Source organism: Streptomyces sp. NPDC001858, from assembly GCF_053594615.1.
The window spans coordinates 1-19,366 of record NZ_JBSFEV010000058.1 but is presented as its reverse complement, the minus strand read 5'-3'; the positions used below and the strand labels follow the sequence as shown (position 1 = coordinate 19,366).

The following is a 19,366-nucleotide window of genomic DNA, read 5'->3' as shown; positions in this document are numbered from 1 at the left end:
TGCTCACCTGGCCGGAGGCGCAGGGCCTATCGGAAGGCGGCGATGTGGCGCTGGGCCCAGTCGGCGAAGGTGCGGGGCGCGCGGCCGAGGAGCCGCTCGACGTCGGGGCTGATGCGCTGCTCGGCGAGGGTGGGCTCACCCAGGATGGTCAGCGTGGTCTCGACCACGGGCTCGGGCATGAACCGCAGCATCTGCGCGTGGGCCTCGTCCCGGGTCTGCTCGATGAACCGGACGGGTTCGCCGAGTGCCTCGGCAATCGCCTCGGCCCGCTGGCGGGGTGTGCTGAGGGCGGGCCCCGTCAGCTCGTATGTCTGTCCGGCGTGGCCGTCTTCCCGCAAGGCTGCGGCGGCGACCTCGGCGATGTCGTCCGGGTCGATGGTCGGCAGGCCGATGTCGGCGAACGGCGCGGCGGCGGTCCGTCGGGCGCGCACCGACTCGGCCCAGGCGTACGCGTTGGAGTTGAAGCCTCCGGGCCGCAGGATCGTCCAGTCCATGCCTGACTGCCGGACGGCGTCCTCGATGGACCGTCCCAGGTCCCCGTGAGAGGCCGAATGCGGTCGGGTCGCGACTCCTTGGGAGGACAGCAGGACGACCCGCCCGACGCCGCCGGCCTTGGCGACGTCGAGGATGTCCTGTGGGCTCAGCAGGTGCGCGCTGGGGCCGCCGCTCTGAAGGAACAGCGCGTCGGCCCCGTCGAAAACGGGCCGAAGGCTCTCAGGATCGACCAGGTCTGCCCGCGTGTACTGGACGCTCTCCGGCACGTCCGCGTCCGAGATCCCCCGGGATGTCGCGGTCACCTGCGCACCGGCTGCCGCGAGGGCCTGCACGAGCGATCGGCCGACGTTACCGGTCGCCCCCGTCACTACGAACATGAACAACTCCCGTGTCAATTCAGCATGGTTGTCGCCGCCCGAGCGGGCGGGACCGCCGCGGAGAGCTGCTCTCCTGGCGACTCGGGGACGCTAACACCCTCGGTATAGTAGGTACCTACAGGAAAGTGACTATCCCGATGGGGTGTGCATGGCCGGTGACGCCGACTGGGTGGCAGCCGCTGCGACCGACCCGGAACTCGCCTGTCCGACCAGTGCTGTCGTGGACATCGTGTTCAGCCGGTGGACCACGCCGATCCTGTGGACTCTCCACATGCATGGTCGCCAACGGTTCGTCGAGCTGGAACGACGGATCGGCACGATCACACCAAAGGTACTGACCCAGCGGCTGCGCCAGCTGGAACGCGACGGCATGGTCGTGCGTACGTACCACCCGGAGGTCCCCCCTCGGGTCGAGTACGAGATCAGCGAACTGGGCCGCAGCCTGGCGCCACTCTTCGCGCACCTCGCCGGATGGGCTGCCGGCAACCTGGACAAGGTCGAGCAGGCCCGGCACGACTACGACGCCGTTCCACCCCGGTAGCGCGTCAGCGAGCGGGCTCGATCCTTGTCAGAACTCCCGCTACCTGGTTGACCCGCAAGCAAAACGGGGCGAAGAGCTCGCCGAGAGCTTGAGACACCACGGGCTGCCCGCCCGCGCAGCACGGAACACCGCAATGACGGACGCCCTGGCAGACCTGCCGCCCATGGTCATGACCGACCTGCTCGGCATCCACCCCAAGACAGCCGAACGCCGGGCCGCCCTCGCCGGCGGAAACCGGTCCGCATACGTGGCGGCGCGACGCGCTGCCACGCAGGGCTGGGCCGTGTCTTTCGGATCATCGCGAAAGACGCGGACTGAGGCTCGGCGCGGTCGGGGCTACCGGGGTCGCAGGGCGTGGAGATCCGGCAGATGGCGTTCGCCGACGTGGGACAGGATGGTCTTCCGCCCTTGGCTCTCGCGCAGACGTACGCGCCGCCTCGGTGGGGACGAGTCCGTCTCCACGACGATGTCCTGGATGTCGGGCCAGGCCCACTTCCGCACCCCGGGTGGCCTACTTGGCGGCCCAGCGGCCCAAGTTGTTCCGGTTCCCCTCCGCCGCCCGGCGCGACGCGTCCGGCGATCCCAGCAGACCGTACGGCAGATACCCGGACCGGACACCGAGTTCCCATCCATGGGCCTGGACGGCGAGGCAGGCCAGGGCGAGGGTGCCGAGCGGGAGGAGGGACCGGGGCGCGGGATCACCGGCATCGGCCTCGACACTCTCCCGGTACGCGACCAGCCGGGCGACGAGGGCGTCCTCGAAGGCGTGCTGGTCGTCGTCGACGAGTACGCGGAGCAGCCGCTGGTCCGCGCTCAGCGCGTCGCCGACCTGGTCGAGCCGCCGGGCGGCCTCCGCGCGTTCCCCGGCGTCCGGCTTGCGCAGCGGAACCGTAGGCCAGTCGCGGGGCAGATGCCCGGCCGCCTCGGTGAGATAGGGGCACAGGGCGTCCATGGCGGCGAGGTCGGCGGGGTCGGAGACGGAGGTGTACCGGTTGTAGGGCACGCCGTCACGGATGGCGGGCGCGTAGTCGCCGCGCAGCAGCAGCCCGGTGACCCGCTCCCAGTCCCACACCTGCCCGCTGACGACACACATCTCGAACATGTCGAGCCAGGTCCGCGCGGTGGGCGCCTCCCTGACGACGTCCCGGAAGGTGATGGGCCCGTCCCCGAACTCGTCGTCGTCCGGGTCCGTGCTGATCCGCTCCCCGACGAGGGGGAATCGGAGTTCCTGGTCCCCGTTCGGGAAGCACATGATGCTCAGCACTCCGTGCACACACTCCGCGGCGGTGACGGCGACCGTGCCGGCCGCAGCGTCGAGCCCCGGCTCCGTCACCGTTCGCGCGGCGACATGATCGAGCAGTTCGTCCGCCATGGCCCGGATCAGCGTCGGCGAGATGCTGCCGTACCGCAGCGAGTGCCACCGCGTGTAGGCCCGCCCGTCGATGTCGTCGAGCGCCTCGGCCAACCGCTGCTCGCCGACCTGATGGCATGTCACATTCCGCACGTGCCCCGTCCCTTCATGAACTCCACGACTGGACGCAGCACGTTATCAACGGGCACTGACAGCACTAGAGCCTGTCAGGCGGATCTTCCCGGGCCCGGCGCTCCCGGCAGGGCTGCGTCAGTGGGCGACACCAAGATCGGCCGGACGGTCAGGCGAGCGATGGCCACCGATCGGCGGCCCACTCCAGCCATCCTGACCACCCAGGAGGCGGACCTCCTACCTCATGTCCATCGAGTTCCGTGGCGTCGGGCTCCTCGAACAGCGTCCTCCAGCGCAAGAGGTCCGTCTCGCTCATCACGAAGGTCTGATCAGGGGTGGTCGACTGGCGATGGGCGATCCGAGCACGTTGGGTCTCATGGTCCACCGGCACGTACACCAGTTGACAGGACGCACCCACAGACATCACCAACCAGCGGATCGCGGACCTCTCGTCACGAGACCAGCATCCGAAATCCAAGACCACGTTCGTTCCCAGTTTCAGCGCCTCCAGACCCAGCCGGAGCAGCCGTCCTTCCAGCACCTCGCGCTTCCCGGCCGGCTGCGGATCACCGAACAGCGGGCGCATCCACTCATCCGGCGTCAGCCGCAGCGCGCTGTGCTCCTCGGCCAGCTGTCGAGCTCTCGTGGTCTTTCCGGCCCCGGGCAGGCCAACCGTCAGGAACAGCGTCGTCACGCCCGGATCCTGTCACGAAGGCCAAGTGATCACGGCTTGAGCCAAAGCCGGATCGAGGCCACGGTGACGGTGCCGTGGAAGACATAGGCGTGGTGGAGGCATCCATTGCCCTTCAGGGGTGAGGCCTGCCGGCGGTCTTCTGATAGCGGCTGGTCATGGTGAAACCCAAGTCGTGGTTGCCGCGCATCAAGCAGCGCAGGGTGTCGATGCAGCGGTCGACTGCCTCTGTCCCTGGTGCCGTGAGCTGCAGTTTGTGTGTCAGAACGGGCAGGTCCTCGGTATGGCGGATGAATTCCTCGGCTCGCGAGTTGGCCATCTCGACGGCTATGACCTGTCCCAGAACTGCCGCAGAGCAAGCAACAGCCCCGCGGCGACGGGGCGGTCTCAGGTTTCGAAGCGGTCCGGTCATATCGCTGACCGCCGAAGGGTTTCCCGCCACTCGTCCACCACATCGCGGGACTCGTCCAAGGCGGGATCACGACTTCCGCCGGGTGCGTAGGCCGGGGACCGGTCGGCGCGGAGCGGCACATGGGCGCAGTACCAGGCCCGCTTGGCGCCCGCTTGTTCCGCGTCCGTGCCTGTCCGTAGATGGTCGAGCAGTGCGGTCATGACCCGGCGGCGTCCGAATGCGTAGACCGCTGGTTCGACGAACCAGCGGCAGAAGCTGGGGTCCGGGTCGTAGACAGCTGCTGCCATCAACGGGGCGAAGAACTCTTCGGGCAGGCGGGCGCGTTCGAGCAGTGGCTTGCGCACCGCATGGGCCAGATGCCGTGCGCGGCGTGCTTCCGGCACATCAGCCGCGTTCCCGAGATCCATCAGGCGCGCCACCTCGACTGTGCATGTCAGGAACGAGGGCGCAATTGCCTCGTTGTGCTCTTCATCGGCCATGGCGGCATTCTGGACCGACTCAGGTCGAGACGGTAACGGGGCCGGTGGTTGCTGCTCCGCGAGCGATGGCATGCCGCTCAACTATCACTCCCAGGGTGAAACGATCACGCTGTGGCTGGTGTGCTCACGGCGTCAGTGCCGTCCTGGACAGAGCCCTTCACCGGGCTGAGCTCGCGCTGCTTCGCCAAGTCGGTAACCGCGGCGCGACGCGAGCAAGCCGCAGATCAGCAGCGCGGCCGCCCGTGCTGACGTCCCACCCGAGGTGTGCGATCCGGTGGCAGGGTGGTGGCGCCTGGCGCTGGTCGACGGCGACCACGCTGGTCCGCCTCACCGCCCGCCGGCTGGAATCCGGCGACGAGGTGCGAGGGGAGTCGGGCGCGATCGGTCACGGCCCGTCCGCCGACGAGCTGACCGAGTACCTCTGTGACGAGCTCCGATCCTGGGCGCCCGAGCGGATCCGGCACACGCCATCGCTCATCGTCCACTCGGCCTGGGAGCCGGTTCTCGAGCTGGGCGGACACCTCGAGCTGACCGCGCTCACCGGAATCCATCGGCCCCGCCGAGTATCGCCGGCGGTCAGGCGCCCGTGCGCCGCCATCGCCACTCCTCGCCGCACGAGTTCCGGGCGACTCGGCGCCGGCTCCTAACGACGCGTGCGCCCAGTGACGTTCTGACCACGTGCGCGGGTCCACCGAGGTGCGCTGTCAGTTTCGCGACATCGTCGACCAGGTCGTTGATCGTCATGCGGAGAGGCATCGGGCTGATCCCGCGGGCATCGAAGGTCGCCACCCGGTATACGGCGCCGACCAGCGCCAGGACCTGGTGCAAGGTCCCTACGTTGCCCTGTCGTTGCTTCGTTTCAGTCCAGGCCCAGCACGGCGTCGAGTCCGACCGTCACTCCGGTGAGATTGGGGACGGCGCGCAGCGCGGTGAGCACTCCGGGCATCAGGGACTCGCGCGTTACGGAGTCGTATCGCAGCCTCAGAATTTCGCCGTCGACGCCGAACAGCACCTCTTGCGATGACATGAACCCACGGACTCGGACCGAGTGTACGGAGACTCCCTCGATCCGCCCGCCCCGCACGCCATGCGGGTCGAGGTAGGTGGCATCGGGTGATGGGGCGCAATCCGCCTCGGCACGAGCGCGACCGATCAGTTCGGCCGTGTGCTGCGCCGTTCCCGATGGCGCGTCCACCTTGTCAGGGTGATGCATCTCGATGATCTCGACAGACTCGAAGAACGGGGCGGCCTTTGTGGCGAACTTGGTCATCAGCACCGCACTGATCGAGAAGTTCGGAACGACGAACACGCTGACGTCACCATGGTCGACCAGCGCGGCGCGGATCTGCTCCACAGACTGCTCGTCGAAGCCGGATGTCCCCACCACCACATGAATGCCTTGCTTGATGCACCACTGGACTTGCTCGTGGGCAACGTCCGGTGGCGAGAACACGAGCACGACATCAGCGTTGTGGTCGACGATGTCCTGCACGTCGTCATCAACGTCGATCTCGGCAACCACGGTCAAGTCGGAGCTGGCCTCGATTGCGCGGACCGACGCCACGCCCATCCGCCCTCGGGACCCCAACACAGCAACTCGATTCATATGGTTAGCCTAACCTATGTTGGCCGCCCGGATCCAGAGCGCTTCAGCGGCGCAAGTTCAGCGGCGCAAGCGCCATCAAGCCAAGGGGCTGGGCGAGTTGACGCGCACTGGTTGGCTGCGGATGCGAGCTCTGACATCGCGTCGATGCACCGGATCGTGGCCGCGGCGCGCAAGGCACTCAACGACGCGATGTACGGCGAGGCGCGGTCGATCACCTTCAATCCGGCCGTCAGGCTGCCGCGCACGCTCCGTCGTCCGACTCGTCACATCAGTGGCAGTGGTCCAGAACACACGAACATTCAATTTAGGTAAGGCTAAGCTACATTGCTGCAGGTTGAGCGGCGGACCAAGGACCGGCTGCGGCTCACACGGCACCTGGGTTGACGAGGCAGCTTGGTTCCCGAAGGAATGCGGCTGCCGGTGGGGAGGTGGACATGCGCGATCCGGAGGTTGTTGTGGTGGGCGGCGGAAACGCCGGTTACTGCGCGGCTCACGCGGCGGCCGAGCGCGGGCGACGCGTAGTGCTGCTGGAGAAGGCGCCGCGGGCGCATGCCGGTGGGAACAGCTACTACACCCTGGGTTCGACCCGGATGGTGCACGACGGGCTCGGCGACCTGCTCGAGGTCCTCGATCCTGATGAGCGTCACGCGCGTACTGAGGTCCCGCCGTATCCGGCGGCGGAGTTCCTGGCCGATCTGGAGCGGGTCACCGGAGGGCGGGGCGACAAGGAACTCGCCGAGGCTGTCGTCGAAGGCTCGCGTGACGCCGTCCGCTGGCTGCACGCGTTGGGGCTGCGATTCCAGCTGATGTACGAGCGGCAAGCTCACCAACATCCCGACGGGACCTTCGTGTTCTGGGGTGGATCGCACGTGTGCAACGTCGACGGCGGACCTGGGCTGATGTCGGCCCATGAGCGCGTCGCATCACGACTCGGAGTCGAGGTGCGCTACGACTGCTCGGTCACGGGGCTGATGACCGATGGTGGTTCGGTCGTCGGCGTTCGGATGGGCGATCAGGAGCTGCCGGCGGAGTCGGTGGTGATCGCCAGCGGCGGTTTCGAGGCGAATCCGCAATGGCGTCAGCGCTACCTGGGAGACGGCTGGCAGCACGCGAAGGTGCGTGGCACGCCGTACAACACCGGTGACCTGATCGGCGCGGCACTGGAGATAGGCGCAGATCGTGGAGGCGACTGGTCGACCTGCCACAGCGTTCCGTGGGACGCGTCATTTCCCGAGAACGAGAGCAATCGTGCCTTGACTAACCGGCTCAGCCGGTACGGCTATCCGCTCGGCATCGTCGTCAACCGCCGGGGTCAGCGGTTCTTCGACGAAGGCGCGGACTTTCGCAACTACACGTACGCGAAGTACGGCAAGGTGATCCTCGAACAGCCGGGTTCGGTGGCGTTTCAGGTATTCGATGCGAAGTCGCGCCCGATGCTGGCGGCGTACGAGTACGAGATGCCCGGGATCGTCCCGGTCGTCGCCGACAGCGTCGAAGAGCTTGCCGCGGCCATGGATGTCGATGTCGACGGATTCGTGCGGACGGTTCGGGAGTTCAACTCATCGATCGACACCAGCCGTCCGCTCGATCCGACGATCAAGGACGGCCGCAGCGCAGCGGTGGAGCCCGTCAAGAGCAACTGGGCATCGGCGGTCGAGGCGCCGCCGTACTACGCGTATCCGGTGACTTGTGGAATCAGTTTCACCTTCGGTGGCCTTCGCGGTGACGTTGACGGCCGGGTGCTCGATCGGTCGGGTGAGCCCATCCCCGGACTCTTCGCGTGCGGTGAGACGCTCGGCGGGCTCTTCAGCGCGAACTACCCGACAGGCGCCGGCCTGACCGCGGGAACGGTGATCGGGCGACGTGCCGGCTCGCTCGCCTGAGCCGCTGCTCAGGACGCGTGCACACGTGCGGCCGGAAGCCGCCGTGCGGCCCGTATGCCTCGGGACGAGCGTCGGCCGCCGATCGGACCGGCGATCTCCTCAGAGGTGTGTCGCGGTGGCTTGCGGCACACACCAACCGAGGTTAGGTTTACCTAAGTTGTTGGTGCTATGGTTGGCCCTCGATGAGGGATGGCCGGTCATTGCGCCGTTCGTTCGCGACCTGCGGCAAAAGGGGCCAATACCGGATGACGAAGGATGAGTTGGTCAATGGCGGTGACCGTCGTCCCGGATCGGGAGATGGTGCCGACGGCGAGGTCGACATTCTTGGTATCGGTTTCGGGCCGTCGAATCTGAGCCTGGCGATCGCGATCGAGGAACTCAATGATCGTCGTCGTGCGGGCCGGCGGCTGACGGCGAGATTTATCGATGCCCGGCGGCAGTTCGGGTGGCATGACGGAATGTTGTTGCCGGGCGCGACCATGCAGATCAGTTTCCTGAAAGATCTGGTCTCGCTGCGGACCCCGACCAGTCCGTTCACTTTTCTGAACTACCTGCATGAGCAGGGGCGGGTGTCCGACTTCATCAATCTCAAGACGTTCTTCCCGACGAGACGTGAGTTCCACGGGTACCTGAGCTGGGCCGCGAGCCGGATCGACCTTCCGGTCTCCTACGGTACGAAGGCGACCCGTATCGACTGGAGTGGCGGGAGGTTCGAGGTCACGCTCGAGTCCGTGGTCGACGGCTCGGAGGTGACGAAGGTCGCGGCACGTCATGTGGTGATCGGCTCCGGTAGCCGGCCGGCGCTGCCGGAGGGGATCGTGCCGGGAGCCAGGGTGTTCCACAACCATCAGTTGCTGAACAGGCTCGCCGAGTTGCCCTCGCGGCCGCACGGCCGTTTCCTTGTCGTAGGGTCCGGGCAAAGCGCGGCGGAGGTCGCTGCGTACCTGCACGATTCGTATCCCGATGCCGAAGTACACGCGTCCTTCCGCCGGTACGGCTATACCCCGTCCGATGACACGCCCTACGCCAACCGCATCTTCGATCCGGAGGCGGTCGACGAGTTCTACACGGCACCGCCGGAGCTCAAACAGCAACTGCTGGACTATCACTGGGGGACCAACTACTCCGCCGTCGATGCCGACCTCATCAAGGATCTCTACCGGCGTGAGTACGACGAAAGCACGCGTGGCGTGCGTCGGCTGATCGTGCACCGGGTCACCGGGATCGAGCGGCTCAGCGAGGGCTCCGACGGGGTCACAGTGACGATCCGTGACCTGGGAAACCGGGGCAGCACCACGCTCGAGGTCGACGCTGCCGTCTTCGCCACCGGGTTCCGTCCCACGGACACCCGCAGCATGCTCGGGCCGAGCATTGACGGGTCGTCCTCGTTCGAGGGGGATCTCCCGATCGTCGAGCGTGACTACCGGCTGCGTCTGCGCAGCGTTCCCGAACGGATCTTCCTCAACGGCGGGGTCCTGCACAGTCACGGGTTGACCTCGTCCCTGCTGTCCAACGTCGCGATCCGCGCCGCCGACATTCTGCGTGCGATCACCGGCGAGCAGCCCGATCACCCCGCCGCCCAGGAACGATTGCCTGCTGCGATCCGGACCGACCCCCGATAGGAACAACGAGGAGCAGCACTCATGGCCCAGAACCCGTTCGACGACGACAACGGTTCCTTCTACGCGCTGATCAACCGCGAGGAGCAACACTCGTTGTGGCCGACGTTCAAGCCGGTGCCGGCCGGTTGGAGCATCGCGTACGGCGAACCCGGCGGCAGACCGCGCCAGGAAGTACTCGACTGGATCGACGAGCACTGGACCGACATCCGCCCGAAGTCGTTGCGCGACCACATTTCCCGGTACGAGACACACAACGCCGACAAGGCCGCCGGCACCTCCGATGCCGCCCTTGCGTAGCAAGGCGGCCCGAACATCATCGACTGATCCGCAGAACCCACCCCGCACAACTCATAGAGGAAGAGGAAGCCGGAGATGCTTCGCGAAGTCCTGGGCGGAAAAATCCACCGCGCCACCGTCACCCAGGCCGACTTGCACTACGTGGGTTCGCTGACCCTCGATGAAGACCTCGCGCGTGCCGCGGGCCTGATCGAAGGTGAGAAGGTTCAAGTCGTCGACATCACCAACGGGGCCCGTCTCGAGACCTACATCATCATCGGGCCCGCTGGAAGTGGCGAGATCTGCATCAACGGCGCGGCGGCACATCTCGTCCACCCCGGCGACCTGGTGATCATCATGTCCTTCGTGCTGGCCGAGGAGTCCGAACTGGCCGACTACCAGCCCAAGGTCGTACACGTCGACGCCACCAACCGCATCATCGCCTTGGGCAACGACCTCGCCGAGCCGGTCCCAGGGGCGGACGATCAGGTTTCCTCTCGCGTGAGGTGAGCCTTCGGCGCCAAGCCGGTGATATCGCGAACGGGTGCTTGTGGGCGGCATGGTTCTCCACCGGCACCCGACTCGACCAGTGTGGTTTCACAGTTGGGCTGACGAATCGGGCGTTGCAGCGTGAGTACCCGTGTCTGATCGGCGACTCCGGCACCGGTGAATCGCACCTGGCAACGGACGGCGGGGATGACCTGTCGAATCCGACCGTGCTCCCGAAGTCGGCGGCGGGCCGCCGGTGTTCATAGCTGGCTTTTAAGGTAAGGGTTACCTAATATGATCCGAGGCTTGCGTTGATTTGGCGCGGCCGCATCAGCCCGGAAGAAGATCGGAAAGGCCCGCTCCCAGCATGCCGAAGACCTCACGCCGTCTGACGGTGCACCCCCTGACCCTGCGGGAGGTCGAAGTCGTGCGGGTGGCGGACCTGACGCCGGGGATGCGACGGATCACGCTGAGCGGCAAGCAGCTTGGCGAGTTCACCTCGGCGAACGGCTTCCAGCAGCCGGCCTTCGACTCCCCGGGATTCGATGACGACATCCGTCTGGTGTTCCGTCACCCCGGCCGTGCCGAGCCGGTGCTGCCGGTGCAGCAGGAGAAGGGCGTGGACCTGCCGAGGAACCCGCGGCCCCTGTCGAAGGTCTACACGGTGCGTCGCTGGGACCTTGAGGCAGGCGAGCTGGACGTGGACTTCGTCAGGCACGGCGTCGGCGTGGGTACCACCTGGGCGTACCGCGCCCAGGTCGGTGACCGCATCCACTTCTACGGCCCGAGCGCGTCTCGTGCGCTCCCGCACGACGCGGACTGGCTCCTTGTCGCCGGTGACGACACCGCGATCCCCGCGATCGCCCGCCTGCTCGACGAACTCCCCGACAACGCGCGGGCACAGGTGTTCGTCGAGGTCGCCGAGGATGCTCACCGGCTGGAACTGCGGGCGCTGCCGCACGTCGAGGTGACCTGGTTGGTACGCGACGGCGCCGAGGCGGGCACGACCGGCCTCCTGCGGGACGCGGTCGGGAACACCGACTGGTGGGAGGGCCGCCCGTTCGCCTGGGTCGCCGGGGAGCACACGGCGGTACGGGATCTGCGCCGCCATCTGGTCGAAGACCGGGCAGTGCCGAAGGAGGACATCGAGTTCACCGGATACTGGCGCCGCGGCGAGGTCGTCGTCCTGGAGACCGACGAGGCTGTGCCCGACCCCGAGAAGTCGACCACGCCGTTCGAGAAGCTCCACGAGCTGACCGAGCTGATCCGGCCGATCGCGATCCGCACCGCCGTCGAACTGGGCGTACCCGAGCTGATCTCCCGCGGTGTCACCGGTGTCGCGGACCTGGCCGGCAGGACCGAAAGCGATGAACGAGCGCTGGGCAAGCTGCTGCGCTACCTGCACGCCGTGGGCATCGTGACCGAAGCCGAGCCCGGCCGCTACGGGCTGACGGCGGTGGGCGAGGTCCTGACCAACGAGTTCATGGCCGACACTCTGCACCCTGCCGGGGTGGTGGGCCGGGAGATGCTCGGCGTCCACGGACTCACCGAGTCGATCCGCACCGGCCGTCCCTCCTACGCGTCTGTGACCGGGCAGACCTTCGCCGACGTGCGAGCCGAACAGGGCTACGAGGACCGCTACCTGGAACGCCTGGCGAAGTTCCAGCCCGCGCTGGCTGTGTCGATCGCCGAGTCCGAACTGCTCGCCGGGGTCCGGCATCTGGTGATCCACTCCGGCGGCGCGGGCGCCCAGGCTCGTGAGTTCGTCGCCGTCCACGAAGACCTGCGGGTGACGATCTGCGCGCTGCCCGCCCAGGCCGACTGGCTGTGCCGCGACCTGCCCGCCACCATCCCCGACGAGCAGCAGCGCGCGCGGGTCGGCGTGAACGAGCAATCCGTCTTCGAGCCCGGCCCGGCCTCCGACGCCGTGTTCATCAGCCGCGCCCTCAAAGCCCTGCCCGACCCGGACGCCGCCCACGCACTGCGCCGAGCAGCCGAGAGCCTCCTCCCCGGCGGCCGGGTGCTGCTGATCGAGGAAGTCTTCGACACCGGCGCACTGGACGAGCACGACGGCGAAGCAGACCTGCTCGGCCTCACCGTGCACGGCTCCGGCCTGCGCACCGCGGCCGAACTCGACTCGGTGATCACCCGCGCCGGACTGGTCCGCACAGCCGCACACACCGTCGGTTGGGGCACCACCGTCCACGAACTCGTACCGGCCGACACCCACTGACCCGCCGTGCCCCAATGAACAAGAAAAGGAAAAGCACACCCATGACCACGACACCCCTGAGAGGGCGCGGTGCGGCCCTGACCGCCGCGATCCTGAGCGCCGCGCTCCTCCTCACGGCCTGCGGCAGCTCCGACAACAGTGGCGACAACACTGCCGGCAAGACCGACGAGACCCGCACCGTCAAGGCCGGCAACGGCGACATCAAGATCCCCACCGCCCCGCAGCGGGTCGTCACGATCGGCAACACGGACCTGCCGTTCATCGACATGGGTGGCAAGCCGGTGGGCGTCACCGGGGTTGCCGAGTCCGAACTCAGCTTGTTGCCGCAGGAGCAGCGCGCAACGTTCGAGAAGGCCACGAACCTCGGTGACGAGGTGGACCTCGAAAAGGTCGCCAGCCTCAAGCCGGACCTCATCATGGTCCAGATTCCCGATGCCGAGTTCAAGAAGATCGAGAAGCAACTCGGGACGATCGCCCCGACGGTCTTCTGGGGGCTCGACACCGAGTGGAAGACGCTCGCCGAGTCGATCGCGGAGGCCGGCAACGTGAAGGACGCACTCGACCGCCAGAAGGCGGACTTCGAGGGACGCGTCACGAAGATGAAGCAGACGTACGCGGACGTCATCAAGAACACCAAGTTCGTCAATCTCGACCGCTACTCGAACTCCGATCCCGGGACGTTCGTCATCGCGGACATCGGGTGCGTCGAGATCGCCCAGGACGACATCGGCATGAACTTCCCCAAGGCAGCCGCCGGCGCCGACCCCTTGGCCTACACGGCCTTGCCCTTCGAGCAGATCGCGAAGCTGTCCAAGTACAACGTGATCACCTACCCCGCCGACGCCAAGGGTCAGCCGACCGAGGTCTTCGCTCCGGTGGTCCAGACCAACACCTGGAAGGCGCTGTCAACCGTGAAGTCCGGTGACGCGCTCGGGGTCTTCTGCCCCGGCAACAACTCCTACGGCGCAGTTCTGCGGTACCTGCAGTCGCTCGACACCGCACTGGCGACCCTCCCTGCCAAGCAGTGACGAACCTCGCGCTGCGACGACCCATCGGTCCGGGCACCGGGAAGGTGTCCGGATCGCGTCGTCGTCTGATCGGCCTGGTCGTCGCGCTCGCAGTGCTCCTGGGGTTGCTGGTGGCGAGCATGATGATCGGGTCGACGGCCATCGCGCCCACCGTGGTGTGGGATGCCCTGTTCCATCCGTCGAACGACATCGATCAGTTCGCGATCCGGGACTTCCGGCTGCCGCGCACCATCGTCGGACTGGTCGTGGGTACGGCGCTCGGGGTCGCGGGGGCGTTGATCCAGGCGCTGACCCGCAATCCGCTGGCCGATCCGGGCATCCTCGGAGTGAACGCGGGCGCCACCTTCGCGGTGACGGTCGCCGTGGGGGTGCTCGGAGTCCGCGACATTCAGAGCTACATGTGGTTCGCCTTCGCCGGAGCGCTGATCGTCACACTCGTGGTGCTCGCCCTCGGGTCGACCCGACGCGGCCAATCGCCGATGATGACGGTTCTCGCCGGGGTCTGCGTCGGCCTGGTGCTTCAGGGTGCCGGTTCGGCACTCGAGCTGACCAACCCGGACGCCTTCGACGCGATGCGATCCTGGAACGCGGGTTCGATCGTGAGCCGCCCGCTCGACCTGCTGTGGCCGACCCTGCCGTTCTTCGCGATCGCGCTCATCCTGGCCTTCGTGGTGTCAGGCCCGCTCAACGCCATGGCGCTCGGTGACGAGCTGGCCGTCGCCCAAGGCGTCCGGCTGATGCGCACCCGGATCCTCGCGATCATCGCGCTGACCCTGCTCGCCGGCGGCGCCACCGCGATCGCCGGGCCGATCGGCTTCGTCGGACTGATGGTCCCGCACGTCGCGCGCTGGATCGTCGGCCCGGACCAGCGCTGGATCTTCGCCTACAGCGTGCTGCTGGCCCCGATCCTGCTGCTGGCCTCCGACATTCTCGGGCGGGTCGTGATGCGGCCCGGCGAGATCCCCGTGGGCATCGTCACCGCCTTCGTCGGCGCCCCCGTGCTCATCGCGCTGGTGCGGCAGAAGAAAGCGAGCGGGCTATGAGCGCGCGCAGCGGACTCGATCCGCACGCCGGCTCCTCCCGGACGGCCTGGTCGCCGGGGACGCGCCGCGTGGACTTCGGGCGGCGGATGCTGGTGCTGCGGCGCCGGAGCGTCGCGGTGCGGTTCGATTGGCGCTCGGTCATCGTCTGCTCGGCCCTCGCGCTGGCGATCGCCTGCATGGCCGTGCTCGCGCTGATGACCGGCTCGTACCAGCTCAGTCCAGGCGAGGTGATCTCCGCGCTGACCGGTGGGACGACCGGGCTCGTCCACGACATCGTGGTCGAGTGGCGGCTGCCCCGCGTCGCCGCGGCGGTGGTGTTCGGCGCCGCGCTGGGGGTGAGCGGCGCGATCTTCCAGTCGACGCTGCGCAATCCGCTCGCCGACCCCGGCATCATCGGGTTCACCGACGGCTCCTACACGGGGGCGCTGGTCGTGATCCTCCTCGTCAACGGAACCTACTGGCAGTTGGTCGGCGGAGCCCTGATCGGCGGAATCGCGACGGCTGTCGCCGTGTACCTGCTCGCCTACCGGCGAGGCGTGCAGGGGTTCCGCCTGATCATCGTGGGCCTCGGCCTCTCGGCGATGCTCGGCTCGCTCAACGTCTGGCTGATCCTCAAAGCCGACCTGGACCAGGCGATGGCCGCCGCGGCATGGCGGGCCGGGTCGCTCAACGGCGTCTCCTCGGGCCAGGTCGCCTTCGGCGGCGCCTGCATCGCCGTGCTCCTGCTGCTGGCGGCGATGTCGAGCCGGCAGATGCGGCAACTGGAGCTGGGTGACGATGCGGCCGCGGCCCAGGGAGTGCGGGTCTCGGCAACTCGTCTCGGGCTGATCGTGCTGGGGGTGGCGTTGACGGCGACGGTCACGGCCGCGTCGGGCCCGATCGCGTTCATCTCGCTGGTCGCGCCGCAGATCGGACGCCGGTTGACCCGCAGCGCGGGGATCACCCTCGTTCCCGCCGCCCTGGTCGGCGCGCTGCTCTGTCTGACGGCGGACTACATCGCCCAGCACGTCGCCCCCACCCCGTTGCCGGTCGGCATCATCACCGTCGTGCTCGGCGGTGGGTACCTCGGCTGGCTGCTGATCACCGAGGCCAGGAGACACCTGTGAGCACCCACACCAGCGCCGCCAACGGTCTTGCGGCACCGGGAGACGCACCCGCGTCCACTCCGCACCCGAGCGGCTCACGACTCCACGTGGAGTCGGCGACGATCGGCTACGACAAGCGCGTCATCTCCCGAGAGCTGTCAGTGGCGATCCCCGACGAGTCGTTCACCGTGATCGTGGGTCCGAACGCGTGCGGCAAGTCCACCCTGCTACGCGGCCTGTCCCGGCTGTTGAAACCGTCGGCCGGGCAGGTCGTTCTCGACGGCGCCGACATCCAGTCCTTCAAGACCAAGGAGGTGGCGCGGCGGGTCGGCCTGCTGCCGCAGAGCTCCATCGCCCCCGAGGGCATCACCGTGGGCGATCTGGTGGCCAGGGGCCGGTATCCCCATCAGGGGTTCATCCGGCAGTGGACCGAGGCCGACGAGCAGGCCGTACTGCGGGCGATGGACCAAACCGCGGTCACCGACCTGTCCGCCCGCCTGGTGGACGAGTTGTCGGGTGGTCAGCGCCAGCGGGTGTGGGTGGCCATGGCGCTCGCGCAGCACACGAGCATCATGCTGCTCGACGAGCCGACCACCTTCCTCGACATCACCCATCAGATAGAGCTGATGGAACTGTTCACCGACCTGCACCACGCCGGCCACACCCTGGTCGCCGTGCTGCACGACCTGAACCATGCCGCCCGCTATGCCACCCACCTGATCGCCATGAAAGACGGTCATGTCGTCGCCGAAGGCCCGCCGGCTGAGATCGTGACCGCCGACCTCGTGCACGAGGTCTTCGGACTCCGCTGCCTCGTCGTACCCGATCCGGTCGCCGGTACCCCGTCAGTCGTGCCCTTGGGCCGTGAACGTCCACCAGCGGCACCCGCAACCGAAACGACCTGACCAGCACGGCGCGTTGCAAGGTTAGCCTAACCTTCATTAGTGTTGCAGTGATCCTTGCCTCGGTCGGCTCGACCTGGTCTCGAGAGAAGTGGGTGTGCTTCCGTTGACGGCTTTTGATCGTGTGGAGTTGACTGCGAGCCAGCGGGGCAATTGGGTGGCACGGAAGCTCGCTCCCGAGTCCTCGGTATTCTGCGCAGGTCAGCTGATCTGGCTGAACGGCCCGGTCGATCCGGCCGTGTTCGCATCCTCGGTGAGTACTGTTTTCGCGGAAACCGACGCGTTGCGGGTACGTTTCGGGGACAACGACGGCGTCCCTTTCCAATACGTCGACACCACCACGACACTCTCGACAAAGATCGTCGACGCCGGCCACGGCGACGACCAGATCCGGGTACTGGCCCGCGGGCAACTCACCGCAGCACCAGCCACCGCCGCCGGGGAACCGACGACGAACTCGACCCTTGTCCGTCGCGAGGACGGCACCTGGGCATGGATCCTGATCACCAACATCCTGCTCGTCGACGGCTACAGCATTTCTCTGTTCATCCGCCGCGTCGCCGAGGTCTACTCCGCACAGCAGGCCGGCGATTCGGTCCCGGACCGCTGGTTCGGCACCCTGAAAAACATCACAAACGCCGACAAGCACAACGGTTCCAGTGCCGAAGAAGACGTCACGTACTGGAGCAGTGTCCTCGGAATCGATTACGCCGGCCATGAGATCGTGGAGGACTTGTCCGGGGTCTTCGTGTCGTCGAGTCGACCGGTTGTCGTTCCGATACCTGATGACACCTACTCGAAGGTTCAGCAGTTCGCTCGCGCGGCTCGGGTCTCCTGGACTGATTCCCTGATCGCGTTGTGGGGTGTCTACACCGCTCTGGTCGATGGTCGTGACTGTGTGGCGGTCCGGGTTCCTCTGATGTTGCGAGACGATCGCGAATCGCTGAAAACACCGAGCGCGATCTCAAGGGCAATCCCGGTCGTCACCGAGATCAGCCCGTACGACACCTTCGGAAATGTTCTTGGGATCGTCGCGAGCCAGCTGAAGAATTCGCGGCGTCACACGACGATCGAAGATCATCAGATTGCCCGTCTGTGGCCAGACGGCCAGGCCTCGTACCTCACGTTCCCGACGATCAACATCAGGCTCTTCGAATCGACGCCGCGCCTGGGCGACATCGACGCGGTCTCCGAAACGATCAGCACCGGCCCGGTCGGATCACTCGACCTCGCGATCTACCGCCACCCCGACACCGGAATTCGGCTGGAACTGTCCGCAGGGTCTGCCACGAGCGATCCGCTCGTGCACGCCGAACAATTCAGCCGCTTCCTCAACGCCGTCCTCGACGGGTCCCCGGCCCAAACCCTGCACCAACTGAGCACCGGATTCACACCCGATGCCGATGGTGCGCACTCGGCGTGGGCACGAGGCGAGACGCTCGATGTTGCGCCCGCGACGGTGGACGCACTGGTGCGCCGCCGGGTCGCGGCCGCTCCGGACGCGGTCGCGGTCGTCGCCGACGACGACGGCAGCGAACTCACCTACAGTCAGTTCGATGCACGGGTCAACGCTCTCGCCCACCTCCTGATCGATGGGGGCGTGCGGGTCGGGGACCGGGCCGCGATCGCCATGAAGCGCTCAGTGGACCTGGTCGTGGCGCTTACCGCAGTAATGCGCGCGGGAGCGGCCTACGTGCCGATCGATCCGGGATACCCCACAGCACGCGTCACACACATCCTCGACAACGCCGCACCCAGCGTCGTGATCACCGACCAACACACCGCCGAAACACACAAAGACGCACTGGGCGAACATCCCGCACCACTACTCCGCATCGATGACCGCGACATACAGCAGCACCTGGCCGCCGGCCAGAAAACCGCCCCTGCTCTGACGCGGCCGCTGAACGAGCTTGACGTTGCCGTGGTGATCTTCACATCAGGAACGACAGGCAACCCGAAAGGCGTCGCCGTTTCGCACCGTGGCCTGGTGAACCGCCTCGCATGGGGTCACCAGGTACTGGACTACACACCGGACAGTGTGGCGTTGGCGAAGAGCGGCGTGGGTTTCGTCGACGCTGTGACCGAGCTGTTCGGGCCGATGATCGCCGGTGCCCGAATCGTGGTCGTGCCCGCGGAAACCGCGCAAGATCCAGCCAGCCTGCTCGACACGATCGCCCGACACCGCGTCACACACCTGCTGACCGTGCCCAGCCTGGCCGACGTCGTCGTCCGCCACGACGACGCACCCACAGCGCTGACCACGATCCGGTCCTGGATCTCCTCAGGTGAAGCACTCACCCCGGGCACCGCAACCACCATGCGAACCGCCGCACCACAAGCAACACTGCACAACTTCTACGGCTCGACCGAAGTCACCGGCGACGGCACAACGGCCACCATCACCCACACCGAGAACACCCCCATCGGTGCACCGGTCGCGAACACGACAGCGCACGTTCTCGATGCGTGGCTGCGTCCAGTGCCGGCCGGTGTCGCAGGTGAGCTCTACCTGGGTGGAGTGCAACTCGCCGACGGATACGTCGCTCGCCCGGGCCTGACCGCCGACCGATTCGTGGCCGATCCGTTCAGCGACAACGGCGCACGGCTGTATCGCACCGGCGACGTCGTGCGATGGAACTCCCTAGGGCAGTTGGAATACCTCGGCCGCAGTGACGACCAGGTGAAAATACGCGGACACCGGATCGAACCCGCCGAAAT

18 protein-coding genes are annotated in these 19,366 nt (G+C 67.1%); 12 read left to right on the top strand and 6 right to left on the bottom strand.

Annotation, left to right across the window (positions count from 1 at the left end):
• Window positions 1-26: 26 nt before the first annotated feature.
• Complete coding sequence (locus ACWCPF_RS41960) at window positions 27-872, bottom strand: NAD(P)H-binding protein (protein ID WP_451050407.1); 846 nt, start codon at window positions 870-872, stop codon at window positions 27-29.
• A 148-nt stretch (window positions 873-1,020) separates the two neighbouring features.
• Here ACWCPF_RS41960 and ACWCPF_RS41955 point away from each other — a divergent pair, with 148 nt between their 5' ends.
• Complete coding sequence (locus ACWCPF_RS41955; protein ID WP_451050406.1) at window positions 1,021-1,413, top strand: winged helix-turn-helix transcriptional regulator; 393 nt, start codon at window positions 1,021-1,023, stop codon at window positions 1,411-1,413.
• 511 nt (window positions 1,414-1,924) lie between these two features.
• Here ACWCPF_RS41955 and ACWCPF_RS41950 read toward each other — a convergent pair.
• The 4 genes from ACWCPF_RS41950 to ACWCPF_RS41935 form a co-directional block, all read right to left on the bottom strand.
• Window positions 1,925-2,917 carry an immunity 49 family protein gene (locus ACWCPF_RS41950; protein WP_451050405.1) on the bottom strand — a complete coding sequence of 331 codons (993 nt, stop codon included), beginning with the start codon at window positions 2,915-2,917 and terminating at the stop codon, window positions 1,925-1,927.
• Between the two features lie 148 nt (window positions 2,918-3,065).
• Window positions 3,066-3,590, bottom strand: a complete 525-nt coding sequence (locus ACWCPF_RS41945) for an AAA family ATPase (RefSeq protein WP_451050404.1) — start codon at window positions 3,588-3,590, stop codon at window positions 3,066-3,068.
• A gap of 112 nt (window positions 3,591-3,702) precedes the next feature.
• Complete coding sequence (locus tag ACWCPF_RS41940) at window positions 3,703-3,906, bottom strand: hypothetical protein (RefSeq protein WP_451050403.1); 204 nt, start codon at window positions 3,904-3,906, stop codon at window positions 3,703-3,705.
• A gap of 89 nt (window positions 3,907-3,995) precedes the next feature.
• Complete coding sequence (locus tag ACWCPF_RS41935; protein WP_451050402.1) at window positions 3,996-4,478, bottom strand: hypothetical protein; 483 nt, start codon at window positions 4,476-4,478, stop codon at window positions 3,996-3,998.
• A 242-nt stretch (window positions 4,479-4,720) separates the two neighbouring features.
• Between ACWCPF_RS41935 and ACWCPF_RS41930 the strand changes: the two genes are divergently transcribed.
• Complete coding sequence (locus ACWCPF_RS41930; protein WP_451050401.1) at window positions 4,721-5,125, top strand: hypothetical protein; 405 nt, start codon at window positions 4,721-4,723, stop codon at window positions 5,123-5,125.
• Between the two features lie 212 nt (window positions 5,126-5,337).
• Here the strand turns inward: ACWCPF_RS41930 and dapB are convergent, their stop codons facing one another.
• On the bottom strand, window positions 5,338-6,084 hold the full coding sequence (dapB, locus tag ACWCPF_RS41925) for a 4-hydroxy-tetrahydrodipicolinate reductase (protein ID WP_451050400.1): 747 nt from the start codon (window positions 6,082-6,084) through the stop codon (window positions 5,338-5,340).
• Window positions 6,085-6,518: 434 nt separating this feature from the next.
• Here dapB and tcuA point away from each other — a divergent pair, with 434 nt between their 5' ends.
• The 10 genes from tcuA to ACWCPF_RS41875 form a co-directional block, all read left to right on the top strand.
• Window positions 6,519-7,967, top strand: coding sequence for an FAD-dependent tricarballylate dehydrogenase TcuA (gene tcuA / locus ACWCPF_RS41920; RefSeq protein ID WP_451050399.1), 1,449 nt, complete (start codon window positions 6,519-6,521; stop codon window positions 7,965-7,967).
• A gap of 245 nt (window positions 7,968-8,212) precedes the next feature.
• A complete protein-coding gene (locus ACWCPF_RS41915) occupies window positions 8,213-9,589 on the top strand; it encodes a lysine N(6)-hydroxylase/L-ornithine N(5)-oxygenase family protein (protein ID WP_451050398.1) in 1,377 nt (458 codons plus the stop codon).
• A 21-nt stretch (window positions 9,590-9,610) separates the two neighbouring features.
• A complete protein-coding gene (locus ACWCPF_RS41910; RefSeq protein WP_451050397.1) occupies window positions 9,611-9,886 on the top strand; it encodes an MbtH family protein in 276 nt (91 codons plus the stop codon).
• A 75-nt stretch (window positions 9,887-9,961) separates the two neighbouring features.
• The gene (panD, locus tag ACWCPF_RS41905; RefSeq protein ID WP_451050396.1) at window positions 9,962-10,375 is read left to right on the top strand and encodes an aspartate 1-decarboxylase; all 414 of its coding nucleotides are present in this window, start codon (window positions 9,962-9,964) and stop codon (window positions 10,373-10,375) included.
• Window positions 10,376-10,721: 346 nt separating this feature from the next.
• Window positions 10,722-12,587, top strand: coding sequence for an SIP domain-containing protein (locus ACWCPF_RS41900; protein ID WP_451050395.1), 1,866 nt, complete (start codon window positions 10,722-10,724; stop codon window positions 12,585-12,587).
• 41 nt (window positions 12,588-12,628) lie between these two features.
• Complete coding sequence (locus ACWCPF_RS41895; protein ID WP_451050394.1) at window positions 12,629-13,615, top strand: ABC transporter substrate-binding protein; 987 nt, start codon at window positions 12,629-12,631, stop codon at window positions 13,613-13,615.
• Complete coding sequence (locus ACWCPF_RS41890; RefSeq protein WP_451050393.1) at window positions 13,612-14,658, top strand: FecCD family ABC transporter permease; 1,047 nt, start codon at window positions 13,612-13,614, stop codon at window positions 14,656-14,658. The genes ACWCPF_RS41895 and ACWCPF_RS41890 overlap by 4 nt, the downstream gene beginning before the upstream one ends.
• Before the next feature lie 86 nt (window positions 14,659-14,744).
• On the top strand, window positions 14,745-15,764 hold the full coding sequence (locus tag ACWCPF_RS41885) for a FecCD family ABC transporter permease (RefSeq protein ID WP_451050421.1): 1,020 nt from the start codon (window positions 14,745-14,747) through the stop codon (window positions 15,762-15,764).
• A complete protein-coding gene (locus ACWCPF_RS41880; protein ID WP_451050392.1) occupies window positions 15,761-16,648 on the top strand; it encodes an ABC transporter ATP-binding protein in 888 nt (295 codons plus the stop codon). Before ACWCPF_RS41885 ends, ACWCPF_RS41880 begins: the two co-directional genes overlap by 4 nt.
• A 94-nt stretch (window positions 16,649-16,742) precedes the next feature.
• A partial coding sequence (locus tag ACWCPF_RS41875) for an amino acid adenylation domain-containing protein (RefSeq protein WP_451050391.1) occupies window positions 16,743-19,366 on the top strand: 2,624 nt, incomplete at its 3' end.

Bases quoted from the DNA above. Each gene is read 5' to 3' on its own strand.
- ACWCPF_RS41960 (WP_451050407.1), bottom strand. From the start codon at position 872: ATGTTCGTAGTGACGGGGGCGACCGGTAACGTCGGCCGATCGCTCGTG.
- ACWCPF_RS41910 (WP_451050397.1), top strand. From the start codon at position 9,611: ATGGCCCAGAACCCGTTCGACGACGACAACGGTTCCTTCTACGCGCTG.
- ACWCPF_RS41900 (WP_451050395.1), top strand. From the start codon at position 10,722: ATGCCGAAGACCTCACGCCGTCTGACGGTGCACCCCCTGACCCTGCGG.
- ACWCPF_RS41885 (WP_451050421.1), top strand. From the start codon at position 14,745: ATGCTGGTGCTGCGGCGCCGGAGCGTCGCGGTGCGGTTCGATTGGCGC.
- panD (WP_451050396.1), top strand. From the start codon at position 9,962: ATGCTTCGCGAAGTCCTGGGCGGAAAAATCCACCGCGCCACCGTCACC.
- dapB (WP_451050400.1), bottom strand. From the start codon at position 6,084: ATGAATCGAGTTGCTGTGTTGGGGTCCCGAGGGCGGATGGGCGTGGCG.
- ACWCPF_RS41895 (WP_451050394.1), top strand. From the start codon at position 12,629: ATGACCACGACACCCCTGAGAGGGCGCGGTGCGGCCCTGACCGCCGCG.
- ACWCPF_RS41955 (WP_451050406.1), top strand. From the start codon at position 1,021: ATGGCCGGTGACGCCGACTGGGTGGCAGCCGCTGCGACCGACCCGGAA.
- ACWCPF_RS41935 (WP_451050402.1), bottom strand. From the start codon at position 4,478: ATGGCCGATGAAGAGCACAACGAGGCAATTGCGCCCTCGTTCCTGACA.
- ACWCPF_RS41940 (WP_451050403.1), bottom strand. From the start codon at position 3,906: ATGGCCAACTCGCGAGCCGAGGAATTCATCCGCCATACCGAGGACCTG.
- tcuA (WP_451050399.1), top strand. From the start codon at position 6,519: ATGCGCGATCCGGAGGTTGTTGTGGTGGGCGGCGGAAACGCCGGTTAC.
- ACWCPF_RS41915 (WP_451050398.1), top strand. From the start codon at position 8,213: ATGACGAAGGATGAGTTGGTCAATGGCGGTGACCGTCGTCCCGGATCG.